The sequence below is a fragment of the Streptomyces sp. NPDC017936 genome (genome assembly GCF_044328485.1).
Lineage (GTDB): Bacteria > Actinomycetota > Actinomycetes > Streptomycetales > Streptomycetaceae > Streptomyces.
This window is the reverse complement of the sequence record NZ_JBIRHK010000005.1, coordinates 386,201-408,677: the sequence shown is the minus strand read 5'-3', so window position 1 is coordinate 408,677 and position 22,477 is coordinate 386,201. Positions and strand designations below refer to the sequence as shown.

Annotated in this window: 14 protein-coding genes; 5 read left to right on the top strand and 9 right to left on the bottom strand. The window is 70.5% G+C overall.

Features of this window, described 5'->3' with window-relative positions; genetic code table 11:
- Positions 1-76: 76 nt before the first annotated feature.
- Genes galK through galT form a run of 3 tightly spaced genes read right to left on the bottom strand, consistent with a single transcriptional unit; the run spans position 77 to position 3,261 of the window.
- Complete coding sequence (gene galK, locus ACH4F6_RS13525) at positions 77-1,234, bottom strand: galactokinase (protein WP_397960259.1); 1,158 nt, start codon at positions 1,232-1,234, stop codon at positions 77-79.
- On the bottom strand, positions 1,235-2,203 hold the full coding sequence (galE, locus tag ACH4F6_RS13520; RefSeq protein WP_397960258.1) for a UDP-glucose 4-epimerase GalE: 969 nt from the start codon (positions 2,201-2,203) through the stop codon (positions 1,235-1,237).
- On the bottom strand, positions 2,200-3,261 hold the full coding sequence (gene galT / locus ACH4F6_RS13515) for a galactose-1-phosphate uridylyltransferase (protein ID WP_397960257.1): 1,062 nt from the start codon (positions 3,259-3,261) through the stop codon (positions 2,200-2,202). Before galT ends, galE begins: the two co-directional genes overlap by 4 nt.
- A 131-nt stretch (positions 3,262-3,392) precedes the next feature.
- On the opposite strand from galT, the gene ACH4F6_RS13510 reads away from it, so the two are divergent.
- Together ACH4F6_RS13510 and ACH4F6_RS13505 are read left to right on the top strand one after the other, a co-directional pair.
- Positions 3,393-5,072 carry a sodium:solute symporter family protein gene (locus ACH4F6_RS13510; RefSeq protein ID WP_397960256.1) on the top strand — a complete coding sequence of 560 codons (1,680 nt, stop codon included), beginning with the start codon at positions 3,393-3,395 and terminating at the stop codon, positions 5,070-5,072.
- Positions 5,073-5,108: 36 nt separating this feature from the next.
- Complete coding sequence (locus tag ACH4F6_RS13505; protein ID WP_397960255.1) at positions 5,109-5,483, top strand: hypothetical protein; 375 nt, start codon at positions 5,109-5,111, stop codon at positions 5,481-5,483.
- 551 nt (positions 5,484-6,034) lie between these two features.
- Here the strand turns inward: ACH4F6_RS13505 and ACH4F6_RS13500 are convergent.
- Complete coding sequence (locus ACH4F6_RS13500) at positions 6,035-6,346, bottom strand: hypothetical protein (protein WP_397960254.1); 312 nt, start codon at positions 6,344-6,346, stop codon at positions 6,035-6,037.
- Positions 6,347-6,519: 173 nt separating this feature from the next.
- Entirely contained in the window at positions 6,520-6,921 is a 402-nt protein-coding gene (locus tag ACH4F6_RS13495; protein ID WP_397960253.1) for an ATP-binding protein, read from the bottom strand.
- A gap of 199 nt (positions 6,922-7,120) precedes the next feature.
- Here ACH4F6_RS13495 and ACH4F6_RS13490 point away from each other — a divergent pair, with 199 nt between their 5' ends.
- Entirely contained in the window at positions 7,121-7,972 is an 852-nt protein-coding gene (locus tag ACH4F6_RS13490) for a helix-turn-helix domain-containing protein (protein ID WP_397960252.1), read from the top strand.
- Positions 7,973-7,981: 9 nt separating this feature from the next.
- Positions 7,982-8,185: a DUF397 domain-containing protein gene (locus ACH4F6_RS13485; RefSeq protein ID WP_397960251.1), complete on the top strand. Its 204-nt coding sequence runs from the start codon at positions 7,982-7,984 to the stop codon at positions 8,183-8,185.
- A 27-nt stretch (positions 8,186-8,212) separates the two neighbouring features.
- On the opposite strand, the gene ACH4F6_RS13480 is transcribed toward ACH4F6_RS13485, so the two are convergent.
- The 4 genes from ACH4F6_RS13480 to ACH4F6_RS13465 all read right to left on the bottom strand — a co-directional run bounded on the left by ACH4F6_RS13480 (position 8,213) and on the right by ACH4F6_RS13465 (position 18,367).
- Positions 8,213-9,322 (bottom strand): hypothetical protein, encoded by a 1,110-nt coding sequence (locus ACH4F6_RS13480; RefSeq protein ID WP_397960250.1) that lies wholly within the window; start codon positions 9,320-9,322, stop codon positions 8,213-8,215.
- Between the two features lie 157 nt (positions 9,323-9,479).
- The gene (locus ACH4F6_RS13475; RefSeq protein WP_397960249.1) at positions 9,480-10,064 is read right to left on the bottom strand and encodes a hypothetical protein; all 585 of its coding nucleotides are present in this window, start codon (positions 10,062-10,064) and stop codon (positions 9,480-9,482) included.
- 91 nt (positions 10,065-10,155) lie between these two features.
- Positions 10,156-10,587 carry a hypothetical protein gene (locus ACH4F6_RS13470; protein WP_397960248.1) on the bottom strand — a complete coding sequence of 144 codons (432 nt, stop codon included), beginning with the start codon at positions 10,585-10,587 and terminating at the stop codon, positions 10,156-10,158.
- A 28-nt stretch (positions 10,588-10,615) separates the two neighbouring features.
- The gene (locus tag ACH4F6_RS13465; RefSeq protein ID WP_397960247.1) at positions 10,616-18,367 is read right to left on the bottom strand and encodes a ricin-type beta-trefoil lectin domain protein; all 7,752 of its coding nucleotides are present in this window, start codon (positions 18,365-18,367) and stop codon (positions 10,616-10,618) included.
- Between the two features lie 512 nt (positions 18,368-18,879).
- Between ACH4F6_RS13465 and ACH4F6_RS13460 the strand changes: the two genes are divergently transcribed.
- Positions 18,880-22,362 carry a DNRLRE domain-containing protein gene (locus tag ACH4F6_RS13460; RefSeq protein WP_397960245.1) on the top strand — a complete coding sequence of 1,161 codons (3,483 nt, stop codon included), beginning with the start codon at positions 18,880-18,882 and terminating at the stop codon, positions 22,360-22,362.
- Positions 22,363-22,477: the final 115 nt, after the last annotated feature.

The window sequence follows — 22,477 nt, the reverse complement described above, 5'->3', positions numbered from 1 at the left end:
AGCGATGATCGTCATCACAAAGAGTGAGCGGCCCGTGCCGTCCCAGGACGGTACGGGCCGCTCGGCTCGTGGACGGTCAGACGAGCCGCCGCGCCCCCGCCGAGGGCACCGCCTCGAAGACGCGCGGGGCGGTGAAGCCCGCTGCCGCGAAGGCCTCCTCGACCGCCTTGGTGAGGGTGTCGACGTCGGTGGCCTCCGCGAGGACGATCGCCGAGCCGCCGAAGCCGCCGCCGGTCATCCGGGCGCCGAGGGCGCCCGTGGCGAGGGCGGTGTCGACGACCAGGTCCAGCTCCGGGCAGGAGATGCGGAAGTCGTCGCGCAGCGAGGCGTGGCCCTCGGTGAGGACGGGGCCGATGGCGCGGGTCTCGCCGGACTCCAGGAGGGAGACGACGCGCTCGACGCGCTCGTCCTCGGTCACCACGTGCCGGACCAGGCGGCGGACCTCCTCCTCGTCGCCGAGGCGGGCCAGGGCCGCGTCCAGGTCGGCGTGGGGGACGTCCCGCAGGGCGTCGACGCCGAGCAGGGCGGCGCCCTTCTCGCAGCCGGCGCGGCGCTTGCCGTACTCGCCGTCGCTGTGGGCGTGCTTGACCCGGGTGTCGACGACCAGCAGCCGCAGCCCCAGCGCGGCCAGGTCGAGGGGGATCTGCTTCTGGGACAGGTCGCGGGTGTCGAGGAACAGGGCGTGGCCGGCCTCGCAGCAGGCGGACGCGGTCTGGTCCATGATCCCGGTGGGGGCGCCGACGTAGACGTTCTCGGCGCGCTGGCACAGGCGGGCCAGCCGCCAGCGCTGGAGGCCGAGGTCGTACAGGTCGTTCAGGGCGAGCGCGACGACGACCTCGAGGGCGGCCGAGGACGACAGGCCCGCGCCGGAGGGGACCGTCGAGGCGAGGTGGACGTCGGCGCCGGTGACGGGGTGGCCGGCCTCGCGCAGCGCCCACACCACGCCGGCCGGGTACGCCGTCCAGGAGCGGTCGGACTCCGGGACGAGGTCGTCGAGCGCCAGGTCGACGACGCCGCCCTCGACGTCGGCCGAGTGCAGGCGCAGCCGGCCGTCCGTGCGGCGCGAGACGGCGGCGACCGCGGTGTGCGGCAGCGCGAACGGCATCACGAAGCCGTCGTTGTAGTCGGTGTGCTCGCCGATGAGGTTGACGCGGCCGGGCGCCGACCAGACGCCCTCGGGCGGGACTCCGTACAGCTCGACGAAGCCCTCCGCGACCTGCTGTTCTGCCCCCATTTACCGCTCCCTTGCGATCTTCTGCGTGAACTCCCACGCGTCGGCGACGATACCCGCGAGGTCCGCGCGGGACGGGTTCCAGCCGAGCCGCTCGCGGGCGGTGGCCGCCGAGGCGACCAGGACGGCGGGGTCGCCGCCGCGGCGGGGGGCCACGACCTCGGGGATGGGGTGGCCGGTGACCTGGCGGACGGTCTCGATGACCTCGCGGACGGAGAAGCCGTTGCCGTTGCCGAGGTTGCAGATGAGGTGCTCGCCCGGGGTGGCGGCCCCGAGGGCGAGCAGGTGGGCCTCGGCGAGGTCGGCGACGTGGATGTAGTCGCGGACGCAGGTGCCGTCGGGGGTCGGGTAGTCGTCGCCGAAGACCGAGATCGCGTCCCGCCCGCCCTGCGCGACCTGGAGGACCAGGGGGATGAGGTGCGACTCGGGGTCGTGGCGCTCGCCGTACGCGCCGTACGCGCCGGCCACGTTGAAGTAGCGCAGGGACACGGCGCCCAGTCCGTGGGCGGCGGCCTCGCCGGTGATCATGTGGTCGACGGCGAGCTTGGAGGCGCCGTACGGGGAGGTGGGCGCGGTCGGGTCGGTCTCGGTGATCGGGGTGCCGGCGGGCTCGCCGTAGGTGGCGGCCGTCGAGGAGAAGACCAGCTTGCGCACGCCCGCCTCGCGCATGGCGCCGAGCAGGGCCATGGTGCCGCCGACGTTGTTGTCCCAGTACTTCTCGGGCTTCACCACCGACTCGCCGACCTGGGAGAACGCGGCGAAGTGGAGGACGGCGTCGAAGGACGGGTCGAGCCACTTGGCGGCGTCGCGGATGTCGCCCTCGACGAAGGAGGCCCCGGCCGGGACGCCCTCGCGGAAGCCGGTGGAGAGGTTGTCGAGGACGACGACCTCGTCACCCGCCTCCAGCAGGTGCTGGGCGACCACGCTGCCGACGTACCCCGCGCCGCCCGTGACCAGATACTTGCCGCTCATGAACTCGCTACCTCTCGCAGTCGCTCGGCCGCGCGCTCCGGCGGCACGTCGTTGATGAACACGTTCATGCCGGATTCGGAACCCGCGAGGAACTTCAGCTTGCCGGAGGTCCGGCGGATGGTGAAAAGCTCGAGGTGGAGCGCGAAGTCGTCGCGGTTGACGCCCTCGAAGTCCTCCAGTTGGCCGAACGGCGCCTGGTGCCAGGCGGCGATGTACGGCGTGGGCGGTTCACCTTCGCCGAAGATCCGGTCGAAGCGCCTCAACAGTTCCAGGTAGACCTGGGGGAACTCTGTGCGTGCCGCCTCGTCGAGGCCGAGCAGGTCGGGGACGCGGCGCTTGGGGTAGAGGTGCACCTCGTAGGGCCAGTGCGCCGCGTAGGGCACGAAGGCGGCCCAGTGCTCGCCCTCCAGGACGACCCGCTCCCCGGCGAGCTCGCGTTCCAGGACGGAGTCGAAGAGGTTCTCGCCGCCGGTGGCGTCCTGGTGGGCCGCGAGAGAACGCAGCATCAGGGCGGTGCGAGGGGTGGTGAACGGGTAGGCGTAGATCTGCCCGTGCGGGTGACCCAGGGTCACGCCGATCTCGGCACCCCGGTTCTCGAAGCAGAAGACCTGTTCCACGGAGGGCAGATGCGACAGCTCGGACGTCCGGTCCGTCCACGCGTCCAGCACCAGCCGTGCCTGCTCCTCGGTGAGGTCGGCGAAGGAGGCGTCGTGGTCGGAGGTGAAGCAGACCACCTCGCAGCGCCCGGAGTCGCCGGCCAGCGAGGGGAAGCGGTTCTCGAAGACGGCGACGTCGTACGAGGAGTCCGGGATCTCGCTGAGCCGGTCCCCCTGGGACGGGCACAGGGGGCACTCGTCGGCCGGCGGGTGGTAGGTGCGCCCCTGCCGGTGCGAGGCCACGGCGACGGAGTCACCCAGGAGCGGGTCCCGGCGTACCTCCGAAGTGGTGACCGTGGGCTCCAGCGGACGGCGGTCCACCGCGTCGCGCACCGAGTCGTCCCGCAGGTCGTAGTAGATGAGCTCACGACCGTCGGCCAAGCGGGTCGAGGTCTTCTTCACCGCGACGCTCCATCCCTGCCCTAGCAGCAGCACCAAACAACGCTTCAAACAGAACCAAACACATAAAACCATAAACCCCCACGCGAGTCACCACCACAACCAAACAGAGTCCCCCAAGCGAAGTGAGCAGCATGCGAACCCCCACGTATCTCGCGGCCGAGCTAAGGCTTCCGACCAACTGGCTCGACTACACGATCCTCGCGATCTACTTCGTGGTCGTCCTGGGCATCGGCTTCGCCGCCCGCCGTTCGGTGAAGACGAGCCTCGACTTCTTCCTCTCGGGCCGCTCCCTGCCCGCCTGGATCACGGGCCTCGCCTTCGTCTCCGCCAACCTGGCGGCGACGGAGATCCTCGGCATGGCCGCCAACAGCGCGCAGTACGGCGCCTACACGGTCCACTGGTACTGGATCGGCGCCATCCCCGCCATGGTCTTCCTGGGCCTGGTGATGATGCCGTTCTACTACGGCTCCAAGGTCCGCTCGGTCCCCGAGTTCCTGCTGCTGCGCTTCGACCGGGGAGCGCACCTGCTGAGCTCGCTGCTGTTCGCGTTCGCCGCCATCCTGATCTCGGGCGTGAACCTGTACGCGCTCGCGATCGTCGTCGAGGCGCTCCTGGGCTGGCCGCAGTGGGTGGCGATCGTGGTCGCGGGCTTCTTCGTCCTGGCGTACATCACGCTGGGCGGTCTGTCCTCGGCGATCTACAACGAGGTGCTCCAGTTCTTCGTGATCCTGGCGGCCCTCATCCCGCTGACCGTGCTGGGCCTGAAGCGGGCCGGCGGCTGGGACGGTCTGAGCGACACCCTGACGAAGGCCCACGGCGACAACTTCGTCACGGCGTGGGGCGGCACCGGCATCGGCAGCGACAACCCGCTCGGCGCGAACTGGCTGACGATCGTGCTCGGCCTCGGCTTCGTCCTCTCCTTCGGCTACTGGACGACGAACTTCGCCGAGGTCCAGCGCGCCCTGTCCGCGCGCAACCTGTCGGCGGCCCAGCGCACGCCGCTGATCGCCGCCTTCCCGAAGATCTTCATCGTCTTCCTGGTGATGATCCCGGGCCTGGTGGCGGCGGCCCTGGTCCCGAACATCGGCACCGCCGAGTCCGACCTCCAGTACAACGACGCCATCCCCTACCTGATGGAGCAGCTGCTGCCCAACGGCGTGCTGGGCATCGCGGTGACGGGTCTGCTGGCGGCGTTCATGGCGGGCATGGCGGCGAACGTCTCGTCCTTCAACACGGTGTTCACCAACGACATCTGGGCGAAGTACGTGGTGACCGGGCGGGAGGACGGCTACTACGTCCGCTTCGGCCGGCTGATCACCGCGATCGGCGTGCTGGCGTCGATCGGCACGGCGTTCCTGGCGTCGTCGTTCTCGAACATCATGGCGTACCTGCAGACGCTGTTCTCCTTCTTCAACGTCCCGATGTTCGTCGTCTTCATCGTCGGCATGTTCTGGCGGCGGGCGTCGATGAAGTCGGGCTTCTGGGGACTGCTCGCGGGCACCACGGCGGCGATGGTCAACTACTTCTGGATCTACAAGCAGGGGATCATCGACATCCCCACCGACCAGGGCGCCAACTTCGTCTCGGCGATCGCGGGCTTCGTGGCGGGCGCCGTGGTGATGTTCGCGGTGTCGCTGTTCACCGCCCCCAAGCCGGCGGAGGAACTCCAGGGCCTGGTCTACGGCACCCGCTCCCCCGGCATGGCCGAGCCGCCCGCGCCCGGGGACGAGGCCTGGTACCGCAAGCCGGCCCTGCTGGGCTGGGGCGCGATCGTCCTGGCCGCCGCCTGCTACATCCCGTTCTCGTTCTGAGCCCGTCGACGCCGATCGCGGGAGGAGGGAAACACCATGTCCGAGCAATTCGAACCCGAGAAGCACGCCGAGGCGGCCGAGCGGCTGCACCGGGCGGGCTTCTCCGAGGCCGAGGTCCAGCAGGAGGTCACCGAGCTCGAGGAGAGGTCGGAGACCGCGGCCCGCATCTTCGACCTGCGCCGCATCATCGGCGGCCTGTTCGTCGTCTACGGCGTCATCGTGACGATCACCGGCCTGTTGGACGACCAGGCGGCCATCGACAAGGCCCAGGGGATCAACATCAACCTCTGGACGGGCCTGGGGATGCTGCTGCTGGGGATCTTCTTCCTCGTGTGGCTGAAGCTGCGGCCCGCGGCGCACCCGACGCCGACGCTGCCGCCGGAGGCGGTGGAGGAGAAGCGGCCGGAGTGACGCCCGCCGGGGGCGTACGGGGCCGGAGTCCGCGGGCGCGGATCCGGCCCCGTCGGCTGTTCGCCCGGCGGACGTCGGGCGACGGTGCCGGACCGGGTCCGGACGGGGGCGCGGGCGGCGTGCCCGGCTCGGGCAGGTGCCGGGGCGGATCGCTGTACGCGTGCGGCGGCGACGTGAGAGCGGGTCCGGCTCGACGGTGCGGCCGTGGGCGGCGGCGACGCGGGCGGGCGGCTTCGGGCGCTACGGGCGACGAAGGCGCCGGTGTCGTGCGCGGGAGTGCCCCCGGGGCCGGTCGCCGGGGCGGAGGGCGTCGACGGGGGCGTCGCCGATCGCGTGGGCGGGCCGCGAGCCGTCCGGGAGGCGGGTGCGGGGGGTGCCGGCGGGCCTCAGGCGGCCGGCGAGGGCCCTCGTACCGGTCCGCCTGCCGGGAGCGGTGCGAAGAGGGACCACGGGCGGGGCGGGGTCGGCCGAGGGCCGAGGGGACGTGCGGGGAGGGCCGGACATGAAGCGGCTCCGGGACCCGAGCCTTCGGGTCCCGGAGCCACCGGTTCTCAGATGAGGTCCAGGAGGTCGTTGTCCGACTCGATCTCGCCGTGGTTCCCGCTGAAGCTGTTGTCACCGACGACGCAGGACTGCTGGGTCGCGTTGACCGGCGCCGAACCGCCGAGGAGCGAGAGGTTGACGTTGTTGAGAATCGGGATCAGGCCCGAAACGCTGGCGTCCGTCTCGTTGTTGTTCACGCAGAAGCCGGGCTGGTCCTTGCCGTCCTTGCCGTAGTCGGTGGCAGAAGCGGCGCCAGCGGCCGCCATGCTGAGGCTTCCGATCATGGCGGTCACGAGAGCGGCCTTGCGAAGCTTGCGCATTGCATACCTTTCCGTCAGGTTCGCACGTCCCGCTTGATCACGGGGCGTTACGTTTGTGCACCGTATGTTGCGGTTGCACCTTTCGCACCACACCACGCCGATATCGGCCCCCGCAACTGAACGAACCTCCTTCGGGGGATCGATGACCCCGTCCGGCGGAACCCGCCACCCCCCTAGACCACCGCGAGCTCACCCCACACGTACTTGCCCCGCCGGCCGAACCGGGAGAGCGGCTGCCAGCCCCACACGTCGGCGCAGGCCCGCACCAGCGCGAGACCCCGGCCGTCCTCCGCGTCGGTCAGCTCGTCGAACTTCGCGGGCGGGTCGGGGGGTTCGGGGTCGGAGTCCCAGGCCCCGACCCGCAGCACTCCACCGGAGTAACGGACGCGCAGCATCGCGGGGCCGTCCGTGTGCCGCACGGCGTTCGCGACCAGCTCCGCGGCGATCAGCTCGGCGGTGTCGACGAGGTGGATCAGCCCGTGCAGCGTGAGGATCAGCCGCAGGGTCCGGCGCGCGACCGGGACGGCTCTGGGGTCGTTGGGGATGTGGAGGGAGTACTCCCAGGTTTCGGACATGACGGAACTCCGGTCGGTGGAGGGGTGGTCGAGGGCGCGGTGGCAGTGCCGCAGCCGTCGTGGCAGGACGGAGCGGTGCGCTTCCGCAGCGTGAACGTCGCGTCACCGACGGTAGGTCTGAAAGTTATGACCGTGCAAGTCGTTCGCGTACTCTGACGCCCGAACGAGGCACTACAGCCCGCATGTTGAGGACCTGTACATGGCAACGCGACGACATCCCACCGCCCGACAGGTACGTCTCGGCACCGAGTTGCGCAGACTTCGGGATGCCGCAGGGCTGAAGGCGACCGAGGCCGCGACCCTGTTGGGAGTGAACTCGGTCCAGATGAGCCAGATCGAGTCCGGCGTCGCAGGCGTGAGTGAGGAGCGCCTGCGCCGTCTCGCCGCCAACTACGCCTGCTCCGACGTCGATCTGATCGACGCGCTGGTCGACATGGCCACCGACCGGACACGCGGCTGGTGGGAGGAGTACCGAGGTGTCCTCCCTGCCGCCTACCTGGATCTCTCCGAACTGGACCACCATGCGACATTCCGCCATGACGTGGCGGTCATCCATGTGCCCGGCCTCTTCCAGACGGATGCCTATGCTCGCGCCCTTTTCTCCTACATGAATCCGGAGTTCCCCCAGAGCGAGGTGGAGCACCGGGTGGCCCACAGGATGAAACGCAAGACCGTCATCGAGAGCCCCGACCCGATTCCTTATGAGACGGTGATCCACGAGGCAGCGCTTCGCATCAGGGTGGCCGGCCGAGCCGCTTCGCGCGCCCAACTCACCCGCATCCTGGAACTGTCCGAGGCGGAGCACATCACGGTGCGCGTCATCCCGTTCGGCCTGGACGACTTCGCGGGCGCCGGAAGCGCGATGGTCTACCTGGGCGGCGCCGTGCCGCACCTGGACACCGTCGTACGCGATGCCCCGCACGGGACGGCTTTCATCGACTCCGCAGCCCAACTGGAGCACTTCCGGAAGCTGTTCCGTAGGGTGAAGGGGGCTTCGCTGGAACCCGAACAGTCACGCGACCTCATTCAACAGCTCACCAAGGAACTGTGAGGAGCAGCCATGGCCACCCGCCTCGTATGGCAGAAGTCGTCTTTCTCCGGCGGCGGCGAGGGCAACGACTGCGTCGAACTCGCCGCTTCCTCCACAGCCGTCCACCTCCGCGAGAGCGACACCCCCGCCACGCACCTCACCACCACCCCGACCGCCCTCGCCCACCTGCTCGCAGGCATACGCTCGGGCGGCGGAACCATCAACGGGGCCTGACGAGTTGAACCCCTACGAAGGCGCGGCTCAGACGCGGGTCCATATGCGGATGGTGCGGTGGTCCTCGTCGTACGTGTACCAGGTGCCGTCGCCCAGGGCTTCGGGGGCGCTCGTCACGGCGAAGGGGTACGTGACCCGCTCGGGAGCCCGACGGCCGGTCGTCGTCAGGAGCCAGTGGCGACCCTCCCCGAATTCCTCGTCGCTCTCCGCGGTCCCGCCGATCACGGTCGTCTCGTCCAGGAAGCCGCCGGCCCAGTCCCAGGCGGTCCACGGCTCGTCGTCGTCGGGTTCGGCGTCCGGATGGCGCGGAAGGTCGGACCCGGCGTCCCACTCCGCCAGGACGGACCCGTCGACGGTGTCGTGCACCGCGAGCCTGTCCTGGTCGTGGGTCACGGTCATGAAGCGGTCGCCCGACGGGCTCAGGCCGGTCAGCGCGAGGTCCTGGCCCTCGAAGTAGTCCACGGTCAGGTTCCGCCCGTCCCAGCGGCCCCAGCGCAGGGGTGCCCCGTCCTGCCCCTCCCCGATGCTCAGCCCCATCTGCCGGGGGTCCGGCGAGGCCAGGTGATGGCTTCCGGCCGCCGCGGCGCGGGCGTCGGCCCGGGCGAGGATCCGGCCGTCGTCGGCGGAGACCACCAGCCACTCGTCGACGGCGTCGCCCAGCTCGCCCTCCGGCAGCGGACCCCGCACGTGCGCCCACACCAGCCGGCCGTCCGACGAGAACCCGGCCGAACCGCCTTCCGGGTACCTGTGGTCGGGCCGGTCGGCGTACTCCTCGTAGGACCGGTGCATCTCCCGGCAGGCGCCGTACCAGCACCCGTGCCGGATCTCCCAGCGGACGGCTCCCGAGGGTTCCACGGCCCGCACGGCGTGCACGCCCGCGAAGACGGCGAGGCCGCCGTCCGGCGCCACCGACACGGTCCCCCTGCGCGACGGCCACGGCGCCGGGAACCTGACCGTCGAGCCCGCGTCCGTACGCGGTGCGTACGTGCCGTCCAGGGCGCACACCAGCGCCTCCCGGTCCCCGCGCTGACGCAGCACGATCCGGCCCCCCTGCCGCGACAGCTCCGGAACGCCGCCGTCCGCGGACGACAGCGGCGGGGACAAGGTGGCGACGAGCCGGGCGACGACATCGGACACGGGACACTCCGGGATGCGGCGGATCACTGACAGCGTCGAACAGTACGACGCGCCGCTGACACCCACGCGGCACCGGCGGGGTGCGGGGACGCCCACGCCGTCGCCTCCGCCGGCCTGGCTCACCTTCTCGCCGGCATACGCACGGGCGGCGCGGGCGTCACCTCAGCTTGACGAGCTGGGCGTCGACGACGGCCGTCGGGATCGACGGGGTGCCGCTGAGGTACGCCACCGTGGTGCCCGAGCGGAGGATCAGGGCCTTGGCCGGCTCCTTCTTGCCGGCCCGCTCGACCGTCGCACCCACGCCCATCGCCTGGTCGGTGCCCTCGGGGGCGATCTCCGGGGCGACCTCACCGACCTTGTGCTCGTCACCGTCGACCGTGGCCGTGAAGCCGGCCGCGCACTCGTCGAGAGCGGTGGCGATGGCGTCCATCGCCATCTGAGCCTCGTCGGACGCGTACTCGGCGAGGACCACGGTGACGGTGGCGCCCTCGCCGGACGCCTCGCGCACGACCGTGGACGCCGGCTTGCCGACCGTCGTGCCGGACAGGGCGTGGGCCAGCGGTGCGCAGGCGTTCCGGGTGACCTGGACCTTGCGGGGGCCGGCCGGCGTCGACACCGTGAAGCCGGCCGTGTCCCGGGAGGCCAGGGCCGCGCCGCCGAGGCCCCCGGCCCGAGCCGTGGCGCCCGGCCGGGCGGTGGGCTTCAGCAGGCCGTCCTCGCTCCCACCGGCACCGCTCGCCACGCCGCACCCACTCAGCAGGCAGACAGCCAGCGCTGCTGTCGCGAGATCCCGGGTCACACCCAACGCTTTCTCTCGTTTCACTAGGAGTGGACTAATCGCCAGAGGAACTCTTCGCAACCTTGAGACAGCTCTCTCCGGTGACGGAGTTGAAATAATCCGACGCCTCCCAGCCCGCAGCGCCGAGAATGCCGATGAGGGCCGTGTTCATGGCCTCCTGTGCAGCAGTGCCCAGTGCAAGTGCCCGAGGGTCGGGCCCCTCCGGCCGAACGACCTGTCGCATGAGCTCCTGGCTGGGCATCCACTTGACGTAGACGCCCGCCGATTCGTCACTGTACGGCGCATGGAAGACAACGGCTCCGGCGATCCCCCTGCTGAGTCCGTCGAAGGAGCTCCCGGCGTAGACCGCAGCGATTCCCGCCTGCCGCAGGTCGTCGGTCACGCCGAGTGCGACACGCACCAGGATCAGTTCCGCCTCTGGTGAACACCTCCGAGGAACTCCACTGGAGTCTTCGGTGCCGGTCATTCCCTGCTCCACATTCTCTCGAGTCTCGTCAGAGCCTCATCGCCGGAAGTCCTCGCCGTCCGCGTGCTTGGTTGATCCAGCCGCCGAGTGTCTCCGTCCAGACTTTGTTCATGAATTTTCCGTCCGGAGTCGATGGATCAGCGTAGGGCATCGAATAGGTGATGGCCGCATTCTTGGTACGGGGGTCGCTCGCCAGAGCGGGCCCGCATATCCCGGGACAGGGTGAGCGTTCCGTGTACAGGGCCTCGACCACGTCGTCCTTGCCGAGCTGTTGGATGATGTGCTCCTCAGCGTGTCGGCTGCCGCTGCTGAATCCGCGCACCACGCGCGTGTTTCCGTCGGCGCCCCTGACCGTCGCGGCGGCGACGTTGTGGTCCGCTCCCCAGAATCCGGCGTCCATGCGCGCCTCGAACGCCTCCGTGGCGAGGCCACCGCTGTCGTAGTCGACCTGCGTCGCGTTGCCACAGTTGTGGACGAGGAGCGGAGTGGCCCCCGCCAGCACGTAGTACGTGTGCAGGTCGCTGACGGTGAGGTTGTGGACCGTGGCCCGCTGGGTGGTCCAGCGTTCGACCGCCGTGAGCTGGACGTACGTGCCGGCGCTGGTGCGCAGCCACTCGCCCGCCTCCAGGTCCGTGGCGTCGATCCACTCGCCCAGCTCCGGGACCCAGAAGGGGTGACCCTCGGTGGCCGTCACCTCCGCGGTGTGGGTGCCGTCCTTCGCCCCGTCTCCGGTGGCGATGGTGACCTTGACCAGGTGCTTGACGCCCTCGCCCAGGATTTCCGCCGTGACCGTCTCGCCAGCGGTCTCGCCGGTCTCCGGGTCGGTCGCCAGGACCCTGTCACCGTTCTTGACGTCCTCGATCGGCTTGGTGGTGCCGTCGGCCATCAGGACGAGGGTGCCGGCGACGAAGCTGTTGGCCTCCTTCTTCGAGCAGCTGCCGCCTCCCCCTGACGACTCCTCCTTGGCCTTCGTCTGCCGAGGCTTCGGCTCCGACTTCTTCGCCGCCGCCTTCCGCGTCTTCTGGACCGCGTTACCCGTCTTCTGGGCGGCCTTCTTGGCCTGGCGGGTGGCCGCCTCCTTGGCCTTCTTCTTCAGCTGTGCCGCCAGGGCGGCGGCCTTCTTCTTGGCCTCGGCCGCCTTGCGGGCCAGCTCGCGGGCCTTGCGGGCCAGTTCGAGGACCTTGCGGGCCTTCTCCTTGGCCTTCATCAGCGCGTTGATCGCCTTCGCGATCCGGTACGCCGCCTTGGCCACGCCGAAGGCCTTGTACGCCTTCGTCCACGGGATGGCGTTGAGGAACAGCTCACCGCACGCCCAGATGTCGCCCCGCGAGAAGCAGCCCACCACGCTGTCCCAGCCGACGAACTCCTTCAGAGCCGCCCAGCCGATGGACAGGATCACGTCCGACACCGAGGTGTTCAGCGTCTTCTTCGCCGCCGCCTCCTCGGACGCCGACGGGCCTCCGTACTCCGAACTGCCGCCCTCCGACGCCAGACCCGACGGGTCGGCGAAGGTGACCGGGTTGTTCTCACAGTAGACGTAGCCGTTCATCTGGACCGGGTCGGCCAGGTCCAGGACCGGGTCAGCGGACAGGAAACGGCCGGTCGACGGGTCGTACTCGCGTGCCCCCAGGTGCACCAGACCGCTGCTCGCGTCGTCGTCGCCGCCCAGGTAGCCCTGGTGCGAACGCCAGGTCCCCGGCTCCGACCGCTCCACACCGAACGGATCCGTCTTCGAGAACTTGACCTTGTTGCCCGACGACAGCGCCACATTGACGTACGCCGTGCCGTTCTGATCGGTGACCTGCACCGACAGTTCCGCGGTACCCGTGCCCTGCGCGTGCCGCATCACGGTCGGCGCGCCCGCCTGGGAGTAGTAGCGCTCGGTGTAGGCGGGACCGCCGGCCGCGTTGACGGAGATCGTCGACTCGCCGAGGTACAGGGTGCGCTCGGTGGCGGAGATCGCCATCAGGCGCTCGCCGTCGCCGCCGTAGACGTACTTGGTCTCCTTGTCCGGCACCCACTGCTGGTTCGCGGCGGTCCCGCACGTGTTCAGCTGGAGGTCGGTGCTGTCGGCCGAGTTGGAGCCCGGCACGTCCAGGCACTTGCCGGACGAGACGTGCTTCAGGGTGCCGGTGGACGTCGCCGTCCACTGCTGGGCCGCAGCGCCCGTGCAGTCCGCGACGACGACCAGCGTGCCGTTGGCCGTGCCGCCGGCCTTCGGGACCACGCACTTGCCCAGGATCTTCAGCGCGCCCGTCGACGGGGCCGCGGAGGACGCCGCGTCGATGCGGAACTTCTGCGCCTTGGAGCCGTTGCAGGTGTAGAGCTGGACCGGGGTGTCGGCCGTCGTCGCCGCGTTGGCCAGGTCCAGGCACTTGTTCGCCAGGCCCTTCCACGCTCCGGCGCCGTTCTCGCCGAAGCCGGTGACCTTCTCGACCCGGCCGTCCCAGGTCCAGGACAACGCCTGCTCGGAGCCGTCGTACGTGCGGGTGAGCGTGTTGCCCGCGTCGTCGTACGTCAGCGTCGTCGCCTTCGTCACCCGGGCGCCGGAGTCCGCCTTGTAGGTGGAGGACATGCCGGTCAGCGTGTGCGGCTGGGTGCCGTCCGCCTTGCCGTAGGTGTAGTCGGTCGTGGCGTCCTTGGTGGTGTCCAGGCCCGGGTCGTGCTCGACGAGCTTCTTGCGGTTGCCCAGCGCGTCGTACGTGTACGACTGCCAGTAGCCGCTGTTCGCCGCCGTGACGTTCGTGGTGCCGTCCGAGTACTTCGGGGCCGCCGTCGTCTTGCCCGTCGCGGTGCAGGACGCGGGAGCCGTCCACGCCTCGGTGAGCTGGCCCAGCGCGTCGTAGGTGAAGCACTGGCGGTCGGTCACCGCGTTCGCGGTGTCGGCGATCGAGGTGACGTTGCCGGCCGGGTCGTAGGCGTACGTCCGGGAGTTGACCCGGTGGCCGGTGACGGCCGTGGTGTCGCTGGTCGACTCGCGGTCGACGATGCTCCGGGTCAGCTCACCCGTCGCCTCGTCGAACAGGTTCGTCGTCCACACCCGGTTGGGGTTCTCGCCGCTGACCGTGCGCAGGACCTGGCCGTACGGGGAGTAGGAGGTCTGCGCGGTGTACCAGGCCAGGCCCGAGGTGGAGACCGGCAGGCCGTCCTCGTTGTAGCGGACGACCACCTTCTCGGCGGGCAGGGTGCCCACGGAGGGGAGGTTGACCGCCTCCAGGAGGCCCGACTCCGAGTACTCGTAGCTGTACGCGTACTCCTTCTGGAGGCCGTAGGAGAGCGCCACCGACTCGGGGATGGAGATCCTCTGGCCGGTCGGCTGGTAGTCGGTCGTGTAGCCCGTCACCGCCGTGGTGTAGGCGAGACCGTCCGTGTAGCGGGTCTGGGAAGTGGCCAGGCCGACACCGCCGATCAGCGTGTCGTACGTGGTCTTCGCCAGCAGGGTGCCGGTGGCGGAGCCCTCGTGCTGCTCGACCGGGCGGGACAGCTTGTCGTAGACCGTGTAGACGGCCGCCTTCTCGTCCGTGACCAGCTCCGGCCGGTCCAGGACGTCGTACCGGGTCGTGGTCGTGCCCGAGTCCGGGTCGACGGCCTGGGTCTCACGGCCCCGGGCGTCGTACGTCCAGGTCCAGAGGTTCCCCTCGGAGTCCCTCGCCTCCACGCGGTCGCCGCGCTCGTCGTACTTGTACGTCGTCGAGCGGTAGGCCGCGCGCAGCGCGTCCGTGTACGTGTCCACGCGGGCCGTGCGGCCGAGCGCGTCCGACCACGTCCGCTGAGCCGCAGCCCCCGTCGGGTTGATCACCGTCGAGTTGTCGAGCCCGTACTCGTAGCGGGTCGCCTTGGCCGGGACCTCCGTGCCGTTGAGGTACGGGGTCTCGGTGAGGGTGCGGCCCAGGCCGTCGTACGCGTACAGCGTCGCGTTGGGGACCTGGTAGTCCGAGTCCAGCTCGAACAGGACGGTGGAGGGCTCGTCCTTGTCGTAGTACGCGTTGTTGGTCTGCTTGATGGTGCCGTTGGCGCTGTACAGGGTGTCCGTGATGAGGCGTCCGCCGCCGACCGCCGGCTCCTGCTTCTGGCGTTCGCGGCCGAGGCCGTCGTAGATGACGGTGGAGACGCCGTAGTCACCGGTGTCGGTCAGGGACTCGGTGGTGATCGACACCGGCTGGCCGATCGTGGTGTCGTAGGTCATCTTCGCCGACGGCGACTTGGACGTCGGGCGGTTCGGGTTCCACACCTGGGTGGCGCGGCCGAGGGCGTCGTAGGTGTACGTGGTGACACGCCCGTTGACGTCCTCGTCGGTGAGGGCCACCCCGCGGCCGGGCTCGATCGTGCTGGTCTCGCTGTGGTTCAGCGCGTTGGTGGTGGTGATCTCGTAGACCTGCCCCTTGTCCGGGGTGTAGGTCGTGGTGTCCTTCGAGTCCTCGTTGTTCGCGATCGCCAGCGCGTTCCTCGTGGACGTCGTCCGGCCGTAGCCGTCGTACGTGACCTCGGCGTCCTTCACCCAGCCGCCGCCGGTGCCGGTGACGGCCCAGGTGGTGGTGGCGTTGCCGGTGGTCGGGGTGGCGGCGTAGGCGAGGCCGTCGTAGGCGACGCGGGAGCCGTCGATCCAGTCGGCGGCGGTCGCCGTGGACGCCTCGGCGCAGGTGCCGGCGGTGGTCAGGGTCTGCTCGGCCAGGCCGATGAGGTGCTTGGACGTGTTGTGGACGTACGTCATCACCGTGCAGGTGTCGTCGTCCGCGTTGTCGGCCGTCGAGTCCGACGACCAGTCGTTGTAGTCGGTGACCCGCGTCGGCAGGCCGTAGGTGTCCTCGTACTCGGTGACCGTGCGCAGGACGCGCAGGGTGCGCTTGTCGGTGCCCTCGCCGGAGGAGCGGGTGTAGGTGAGGGACTCGGGGGTGAGGACCCGCCAGGCCTTGAGGTCCGGGATGCCGCCGGAGCGGCTGCGGGAGGCGAGCTTGACCGCCTTCGGCTTGTCGACCGTGCGGGTCAGCCAGGTGGAGGCGGTGGCCGAGGCGTAGGTGAGGGACTCGGCGACGCGGCCGGCGAACGGCTCCTCGTCCGTCGCGACGGTGGCGCCCTCGGAGTCCTTCACGGTGACCGAGCGGGAGCCGCCGCCGGGCAGCGGGTCGCCGTCCATGCCGCGGAAGTAGCGGGTCTCCGTCATGCCCCGCTTCGTGGACATGTACGCGGTGTCGCTGTCGGCGCCGGTGTAGGTGCGCACCCGGGCGAAGCCGCGCCACTGGTCGTAGGTGCGGGTCTTCTTCTTGGAGAACTCGGCCTGGTTCAGCGCCCAGGCGGCGTCACCGAGGTACTCGTACGTCGTGGTGATCGGGTCGACGCCGGTCAGGGCGGGCTGCTCCTGCACCTGGTCGACGACGTACTTGTGGAACCAGTCGATGGTCTCCTTGTCGGGGTCCGGGTTCCAGTACGCCGGGAAGCACAGGCCGACGTTCTCCTCGGGCTTCGGGAAGGAGCCGTCCACCTTGCACGCGTCGGTCCTGTAGGTGACGACGGTCTCGCCGCCGTACTCGCTGACGACGCGGGCGATGCGCAGCCGGTCGAAGGCCGGGTTGGGGTCGTCGGCGCTGCGCTTGACGCGGTTGGGCATCGAGACGCTGTTGGCGAGGAACTCCACCGGGTTCAGCGCGATGGCCTCGCCGTCGGTGCCGTAGCCGGTGCGGGTGATCGACTCCAGCCACAGGGCGGTGCCCTCGTCGGTGAGGTCGGCGGGCAGGGACTGCTGGAGCGTCCAGCTGTCCACCTTGGACAGCTCGGTGGAGCCCCGGGTGCGCTGCGTCCACGTGGTCACCTGCGCGAGGCGCTTGCGGGACCAGAAGGTGGGGACGGGGACGTAGCACTCCTTGCCGGCGGCGCAGTACAGGTCGGCCGGGGTGTCGTACCAGATGCGGTTCTTGGCGAAGTCGCCGGAGGCGAAGTTGTCGTTCGCGTCGCCCTCCGCCGTGCAGGCGATCTCGCCTTCCTTGAAGCACCGCTCGTCGACGTCGAAGGTGACCTTGGAGATCGGGGCCGCGAACAGGTCGGCCGTGGTCAGGCCGTACTCGATGCGCTTGAGGTAGCCGCCGCGGTCGTAGGAGACGGGCGTCTTGTACTTGTTGTTCCTGGCGTAGTGGTTGGTCTCCTTCGCCCACCACAGCGTCATCGCGTTGCCGTTGGTGTCGACGACGTAGTCGAGGTTCCAGCGCCACGCCTCGGCGCAGAAGGAGCCGGCGAAGTCGCCCGCCTCGTAGCAGGGTTCGCCGCTCTGGTTGCTGGCGACGGGGGCCGTGAGGACGGAGTTGGTGACCGGGTCGCCGCTCTCCCAGTCCGGCAGCTTGTGCCGGCCGAAGTAGTACTGCGTGCCGTCCCGGGTGGTGACCCGCCAGTACTCGCCGTCCTCGTCGCCGTTGCCGAGGCCGGCGTCCTTCAGCAGTTCCACGCGCGAGCCGTCGCCGTTGGCGGTGACCCACTTGTCGCCGTACGGGCTGCTCGCGCCGTCGGGCAGGACGAGTTCGGTCGTCGTGCCGCCCAGGGTGAGCGTGGCGTTGTACGAGCCGAAGCAGAGGTCGCTGGTCTTCTTGGTGTTGTTGCCGTTCGTCTGGTCGTCGCGGCAGGAGGTGTACGTGCGGGTGATGGAGCCCGCGTTGTACTCCCAGCCGTCGCCGATCCAGGAGGGCTGGTTGTTCGAGGCGGACGTGCGGCCGTCCACGACCTGGGAGTTGTAGCCGAAGGACACCGACGGGGACGGGCCGCCGGGGACGGACGGGGTCTGCAGGGTGTACGAGTACGTGAAGGCGCCGGAGTTGCCGCCGGCGGACCAGGAGCCGGCGCTGACCAGCGGGGTCGCGCCGAAGTCGCCCTTGGAGCCGGAGCCGGAGTCGGTGGCGAGGAGGACGGAGGAGCCGGAGCCGTCGGCGGTCGCGGCGGCGAGGGAGGCCGGGCGGGCGCCGCCGCCGGTCTTCGTCTCGCGGTACACGCCGTCGGTGACGGTGCCCTCGTCGGAGGCGGAGGCGGTGGAGGCCGCGGTCGCGGTGCTCGTGCCGCCGGCCGCCAGGTCCTCGGTGGCCACCGTGGCCAGGATGCGGCGCTCGTACACCGGCTTGCCGTCGGCGTCGGTGCCGGTCTGCTCGACCACGTTGTCGGTGGTGACCTCGGCCGGCTCGGAGCAGCCCTCGGTGTCCGGGGTGGTCAGGAAGCACGCCGGGTACTGCACGAACGACAGGCGGTCGGCCCAGTTGGCGCCGTACAGCTCGGAGAAGTCGCTGTAGTCCAGGGCGATCACGGCGTCGCCGCTGGCCTCGGCGGGCGGGGTGACCGTCAGGGCCACGCCCTCGATCGCGGTGGTGGCGAGTTCGTCCTGGCCGGCGAGGGTGACCTGCCACTCGCCCTCCAGGGCGGCGGCCTCGGTCGGGGTCGCGGTCTCGGGCGCGCCGACCTCGACGGGCAGCGCGGTGCCGTCGGCCTGGGTGAGCGGGACCATCTCGCCGGGGGTGAGGCCGGTGAGGTCCTTCGTGGCGGTGCCGCTCGCGGGGGCGGTGACCTCGGTCGGCTCGTACTCGACGGGCTGCTCGGCCTCGGCCGTCGTCAGCTCGGCGAGACTGCCGCCCTCCTCGCCGTCGGCCTGCTCGGCGTCCGGGAGGTCGACCAGTTCGACGCCGCTGCGGTCGTCACCCGGCGGCAGCGCCGATGCGGCGGGCGCGACGCCCACCGTCAGCGCCAGCACGAGCGCACCGACGACACCGGCGCGCATCCGCGCCCGTCTGCGGCGCTCGGCGCGCGTGCTCACGCGCCTGCTCCTGCCGCTCCACGACAGCGATCCCCACACAGCGGCAGCCCCCGGTGCACACAGTTCCGTCCCTTGACGAGCACGAATGCTCGGGCACCCGTTCACGGAAAGTCAACAAGCCCAATAAGGCCGGTGATCTAGGTCACGAGGGCAATTTCCGCGACCTTCCACAAATGCAATCCGGGCGGTTTTTTACCAGAAAGATCAGGCCAAACGGAGGTTAATCGTCCGCCAACGACGGGTAAATTGTGATCGTTTGCCCCGTGCACCCGGGAAGTGAACTCGCTGGTCATCCGTATCGGTTGAACGAACGAGCGAGCGGGCCCGCTCCCTCCCCCAGGTCACGGAAAGGCAAAGGGCATCGAGCGGTGTGGCGCAATCGAGCCGCATCGGCCATGCTCTGTGATCGCTTTCCCGGGCCACTGGACACGGAAATACAGCCCGGGGCGATCGCAAGCTGTTCACAGAATTCACGGGGCTTCCGGAATTCCAGGGGGAGGGGACGCAGCACCATGGAACGTCGTCGCTTCGGCCTGCCCGCGTCCAGACGCGGGCGGGCAGGGGTGGGCGCCCTAGTCGCCGGCGCGCTCGGCCTCGGGCTGCTCGCCGTGCCGCTGTTCGACGATCCGGGCCCCGCGGACTCCCCCGCCGGGACGAAGAAGGCCGCCGCCGGCCCGCTGACCCAGGACGGCGCACAGCAGAAGGCGGTCTCCACGGGCAAGCGCGTCGAGGTGACCGCCCTGCGCGACGAGACGTCCACGACGTACGCCCGACCGGACGGCAGCTTCGAACTCGTCGCGTACGGCGCACCGGTGCGGGCGAAGGTGAACGGCGCCTGGAAGCCCGTCGACACGACGCTGGCCAAGGCGGCCGGGGGCGGATGGGCGCCGAGGGCCGCGGTCGATCCCGTGGTGTTCTCCGGGGGCGGCAAGGGCGACGACGGTGCCCGGGGGGCCGGCACGCGCGGCGGCGACGGTCGCGTGACGACCGTTCGGCCGGCCGTCTTCACCGTCGCGCGCGGTGGCCGCGCCGTGCAGGCCGCCGACGCCACCGAGGGCTACGCCGAGCTGGCCACCATGACCAGCGGCGGCCACGAGATCACCCTGAGCTGGCCGGGCGCGCTGCCCGAGCCGGTGATCAGCGGGCCGAGCGCGCTGTACCGGAACGTGTTCACCGGGGTCGACCTGCTGCTGACCGCGCAGGCCAGCGGCTTCAGCCACGTGCTGATCGTGCACAGCGCCGAGGCCGCCGCCGACCCGGCGCTGGCCGAGCTGAGCTACGGGATCTCCTCCCCCGACCTGACCTTCTCCCTCGACCCGGTCACCAAGGTCGTCGCCGGCCGGGACCGCGACGGCAACGAGATCGCCGTGTCCCCCACGCCGTACATGTGGGACTCGGCGGGCTCCCGGGCCGTCACCGAGGGCGCCGACCCCGAGCCCACGGAGCCGGCCGAGCCGACGCCCTCGTACGCGGAGGAGCCGGGGGCGCCGGTCGGCGAGGAGAGCGTGCCGCCGGTGGACACCGCCGCACCCGACTCCGGGAGCGACGGCGTCACCTCCGAGGCGGAGGCGGAGTCGGCCGTCGATCCCGTCGCCCACCGCGGAACGTCGTACGGCGGGACGGCCTACGGCAAGGCCGCGTACCGCACCGCCGCGCGGGCCGCCCTCGACGACACCGAGGTCCTCGCGCTGCCGGGCCTGGCCGGACCCGACCGGGGTGCCCACCTGGCCGTCGCCGGCGCCGAGTTGAGCGCGCCCGGCGCCACCGCCACCGGCCTGTCCATCGTGCCGGACACCGGGCTGCTGACCGCCGACACCACGGTCTACCCCGTCTTCATCGACCCCACGATCTACGGCAAGACGAAGAACTGGACCACGGCGTACAAGAAGTACCCGACCTCCAGCTTCTACGACGGCGCCAACTACAACAGCGGCACCACCGAGGCGCGCGTCGGCTTCGAGTCGACGACCTGGGGGTTGTCCCGGTCCTTCTTCAAGCTCGGCTGGTCCACCAGCATCAAGGGCGCCCACGTCTCCTCGGCCTCGATCAAACTGCGCGAGACGTACTCCTGGTCGTGCTCCTCGCGCGAGATGCAGGTGTGGCTGACCGGGGGCATCTCCTCCAAGACCACCTGGAACAACCAGCCGGACTGGAAGACGGAGATCGGCACCAAGTCCTTCGCCTACGGCTACAACTCGTCCTGCCCGGACGCCTACGTCAGCTACGACGCCAAGTCCGTCGCCCAGGACGCCGCCGACGGCGGCTGGTCCTCGATGACCATCGGGCTGCGCGCCAGCACCGAGGACTCGGCCTACTCCTGGAAGAAGTTCCGGGCGGAGGGCGACAGCGCGCCCAAGCTCACCCTGGTCTACAACCGCAAGCCGAAGACGCCGACCTCGGTGCTCCAGTCCCCCGGCAGCACCTGCGACAAGACCTCGCCCTACCTCCACATCGGCAAGCGCGACCTGACCCTGTCGGCGGTCTCCTCCGACCCGGACGACACCTCCACCCGGCAGGACCTGAAGTACCTGGACTTCGAGCTGTGGCGCACCGGCTACGGCGACGACAAGATCCTCGACAAGAACGTCACGGTGAGCAGCACCGGCAAGGCGTCGGCCACGGTCCTCAAGAGCGAGTTCACCAACGGCTACACCTACTCCTGGCGGGTGCGCGCGATCGACTCCAGCGGGGCCGCCTCGGCGTACGCGCCGACCTCCGACCCGTACGTGTGCCGGTTCGTCTACGACAGCAGCAAGCCCAACGAGCCCCTCGTGACGTCCACCGTCTTCCCGCCGGCCGACGACGACGGCTCGGTCTGGTCGACGGTGAAGTTCGGCACCTCGGGCGCCTTCACGTTCGCACCGGACGAGGACACCGACGTCACCCGGTTCGAGTGGTCCTTCAACACCACGACGTACGCGGACGGCAAGAACGTCACCGCGGGCACCTCCACGTCCGTGTCGCTGCCCCCGCCGATGGCCGGCCCCAACGTGCTGTACGTACGGGCCAAGGACAGCGCGGGCAACCCGTCGCTCGGCACGAAGTACCTGTTCTACGTCACCCCGCGCGACAGCGCCGACAAGCCGGGCGACATGACCGGTGACGCCACTCCCGACCTGCTCGCCATCAGCTCGGCCGGCAACCTGTGGATGTACCCGTCCACCTCGGCGGGCGACCTGCACGTCTCGCTCTCCGCGGCCCACGACGGCGGCATCGGCCTGCTGTCCGACCCCGATCGTGACGGCGAGCAGCACCGGCCCGGCTACTGGTGGGGCAGCGACGGCAAGCCCGCGCTGGTCACCCACGGCGGCGATGTCATCGATGCCGACGGTGTCGGCGACGTCTTCGCCCGGATGCCCGACGGCAAGCTGTACGCCTACCCCGGCGACGGCTACGGCAGCGTCGACATCGCCCGGCGTCTGACCCTGCGACTGCCGTCCGGGGCGCCCGACCCGGCGACCTTCGACCAGATGATCGTGGGCGACTACGACGCGGACGGCCGCGCCGACCTCTTCGCCACCGCCACCGGCGGCGAGATGTGGGCCTTCGAGGGCTACACCGGCGGGACCTTCCTGACCGTCACCAAGATCGCCTCGACGGCGTGGGCCGACCGCGACCTCGTCTCGGTCGGTGACCACGACGCCGACGGCGCGCCCGACCTGCTGTGGCGCTCCCTCGCCTCCGACCGCCTGTACCTGCGGTACGGCGTCAAGGACGGCGCGGGCGGCTCGACCATCACCTCCCTGGCGACGGCGGCCGCGTCCAGGACGGGCGCGGACGAGATCTACGCCGAGGGCTGGGGCGCGACGGCCACCCCCGTCACGCACCTGCGCGGCACGCCGGACGTCACCAAGGACGGCATCCCCGACCTGTGGGCCCTCAGGAGCGACGGTGCCGTCTACTTCTACAAGGGCGGTGCGTCGGTGATCGGTACGGGAACGGCGGTGATCAGCGCGTCCAGCGAGTGGGCGACGACGAAGCTGCTGTTCGGCTGAGGCCGGGGCGGTGGGGGGGGGCCCCCCCCGCGCCCCCCCCCCCCCCCCCCCCCCCCCCCCCCCGGGGCCGGGGGGGGGGGGGCCCGCCCCCCCCCCCCGGCCCCCCCCCCGGGGC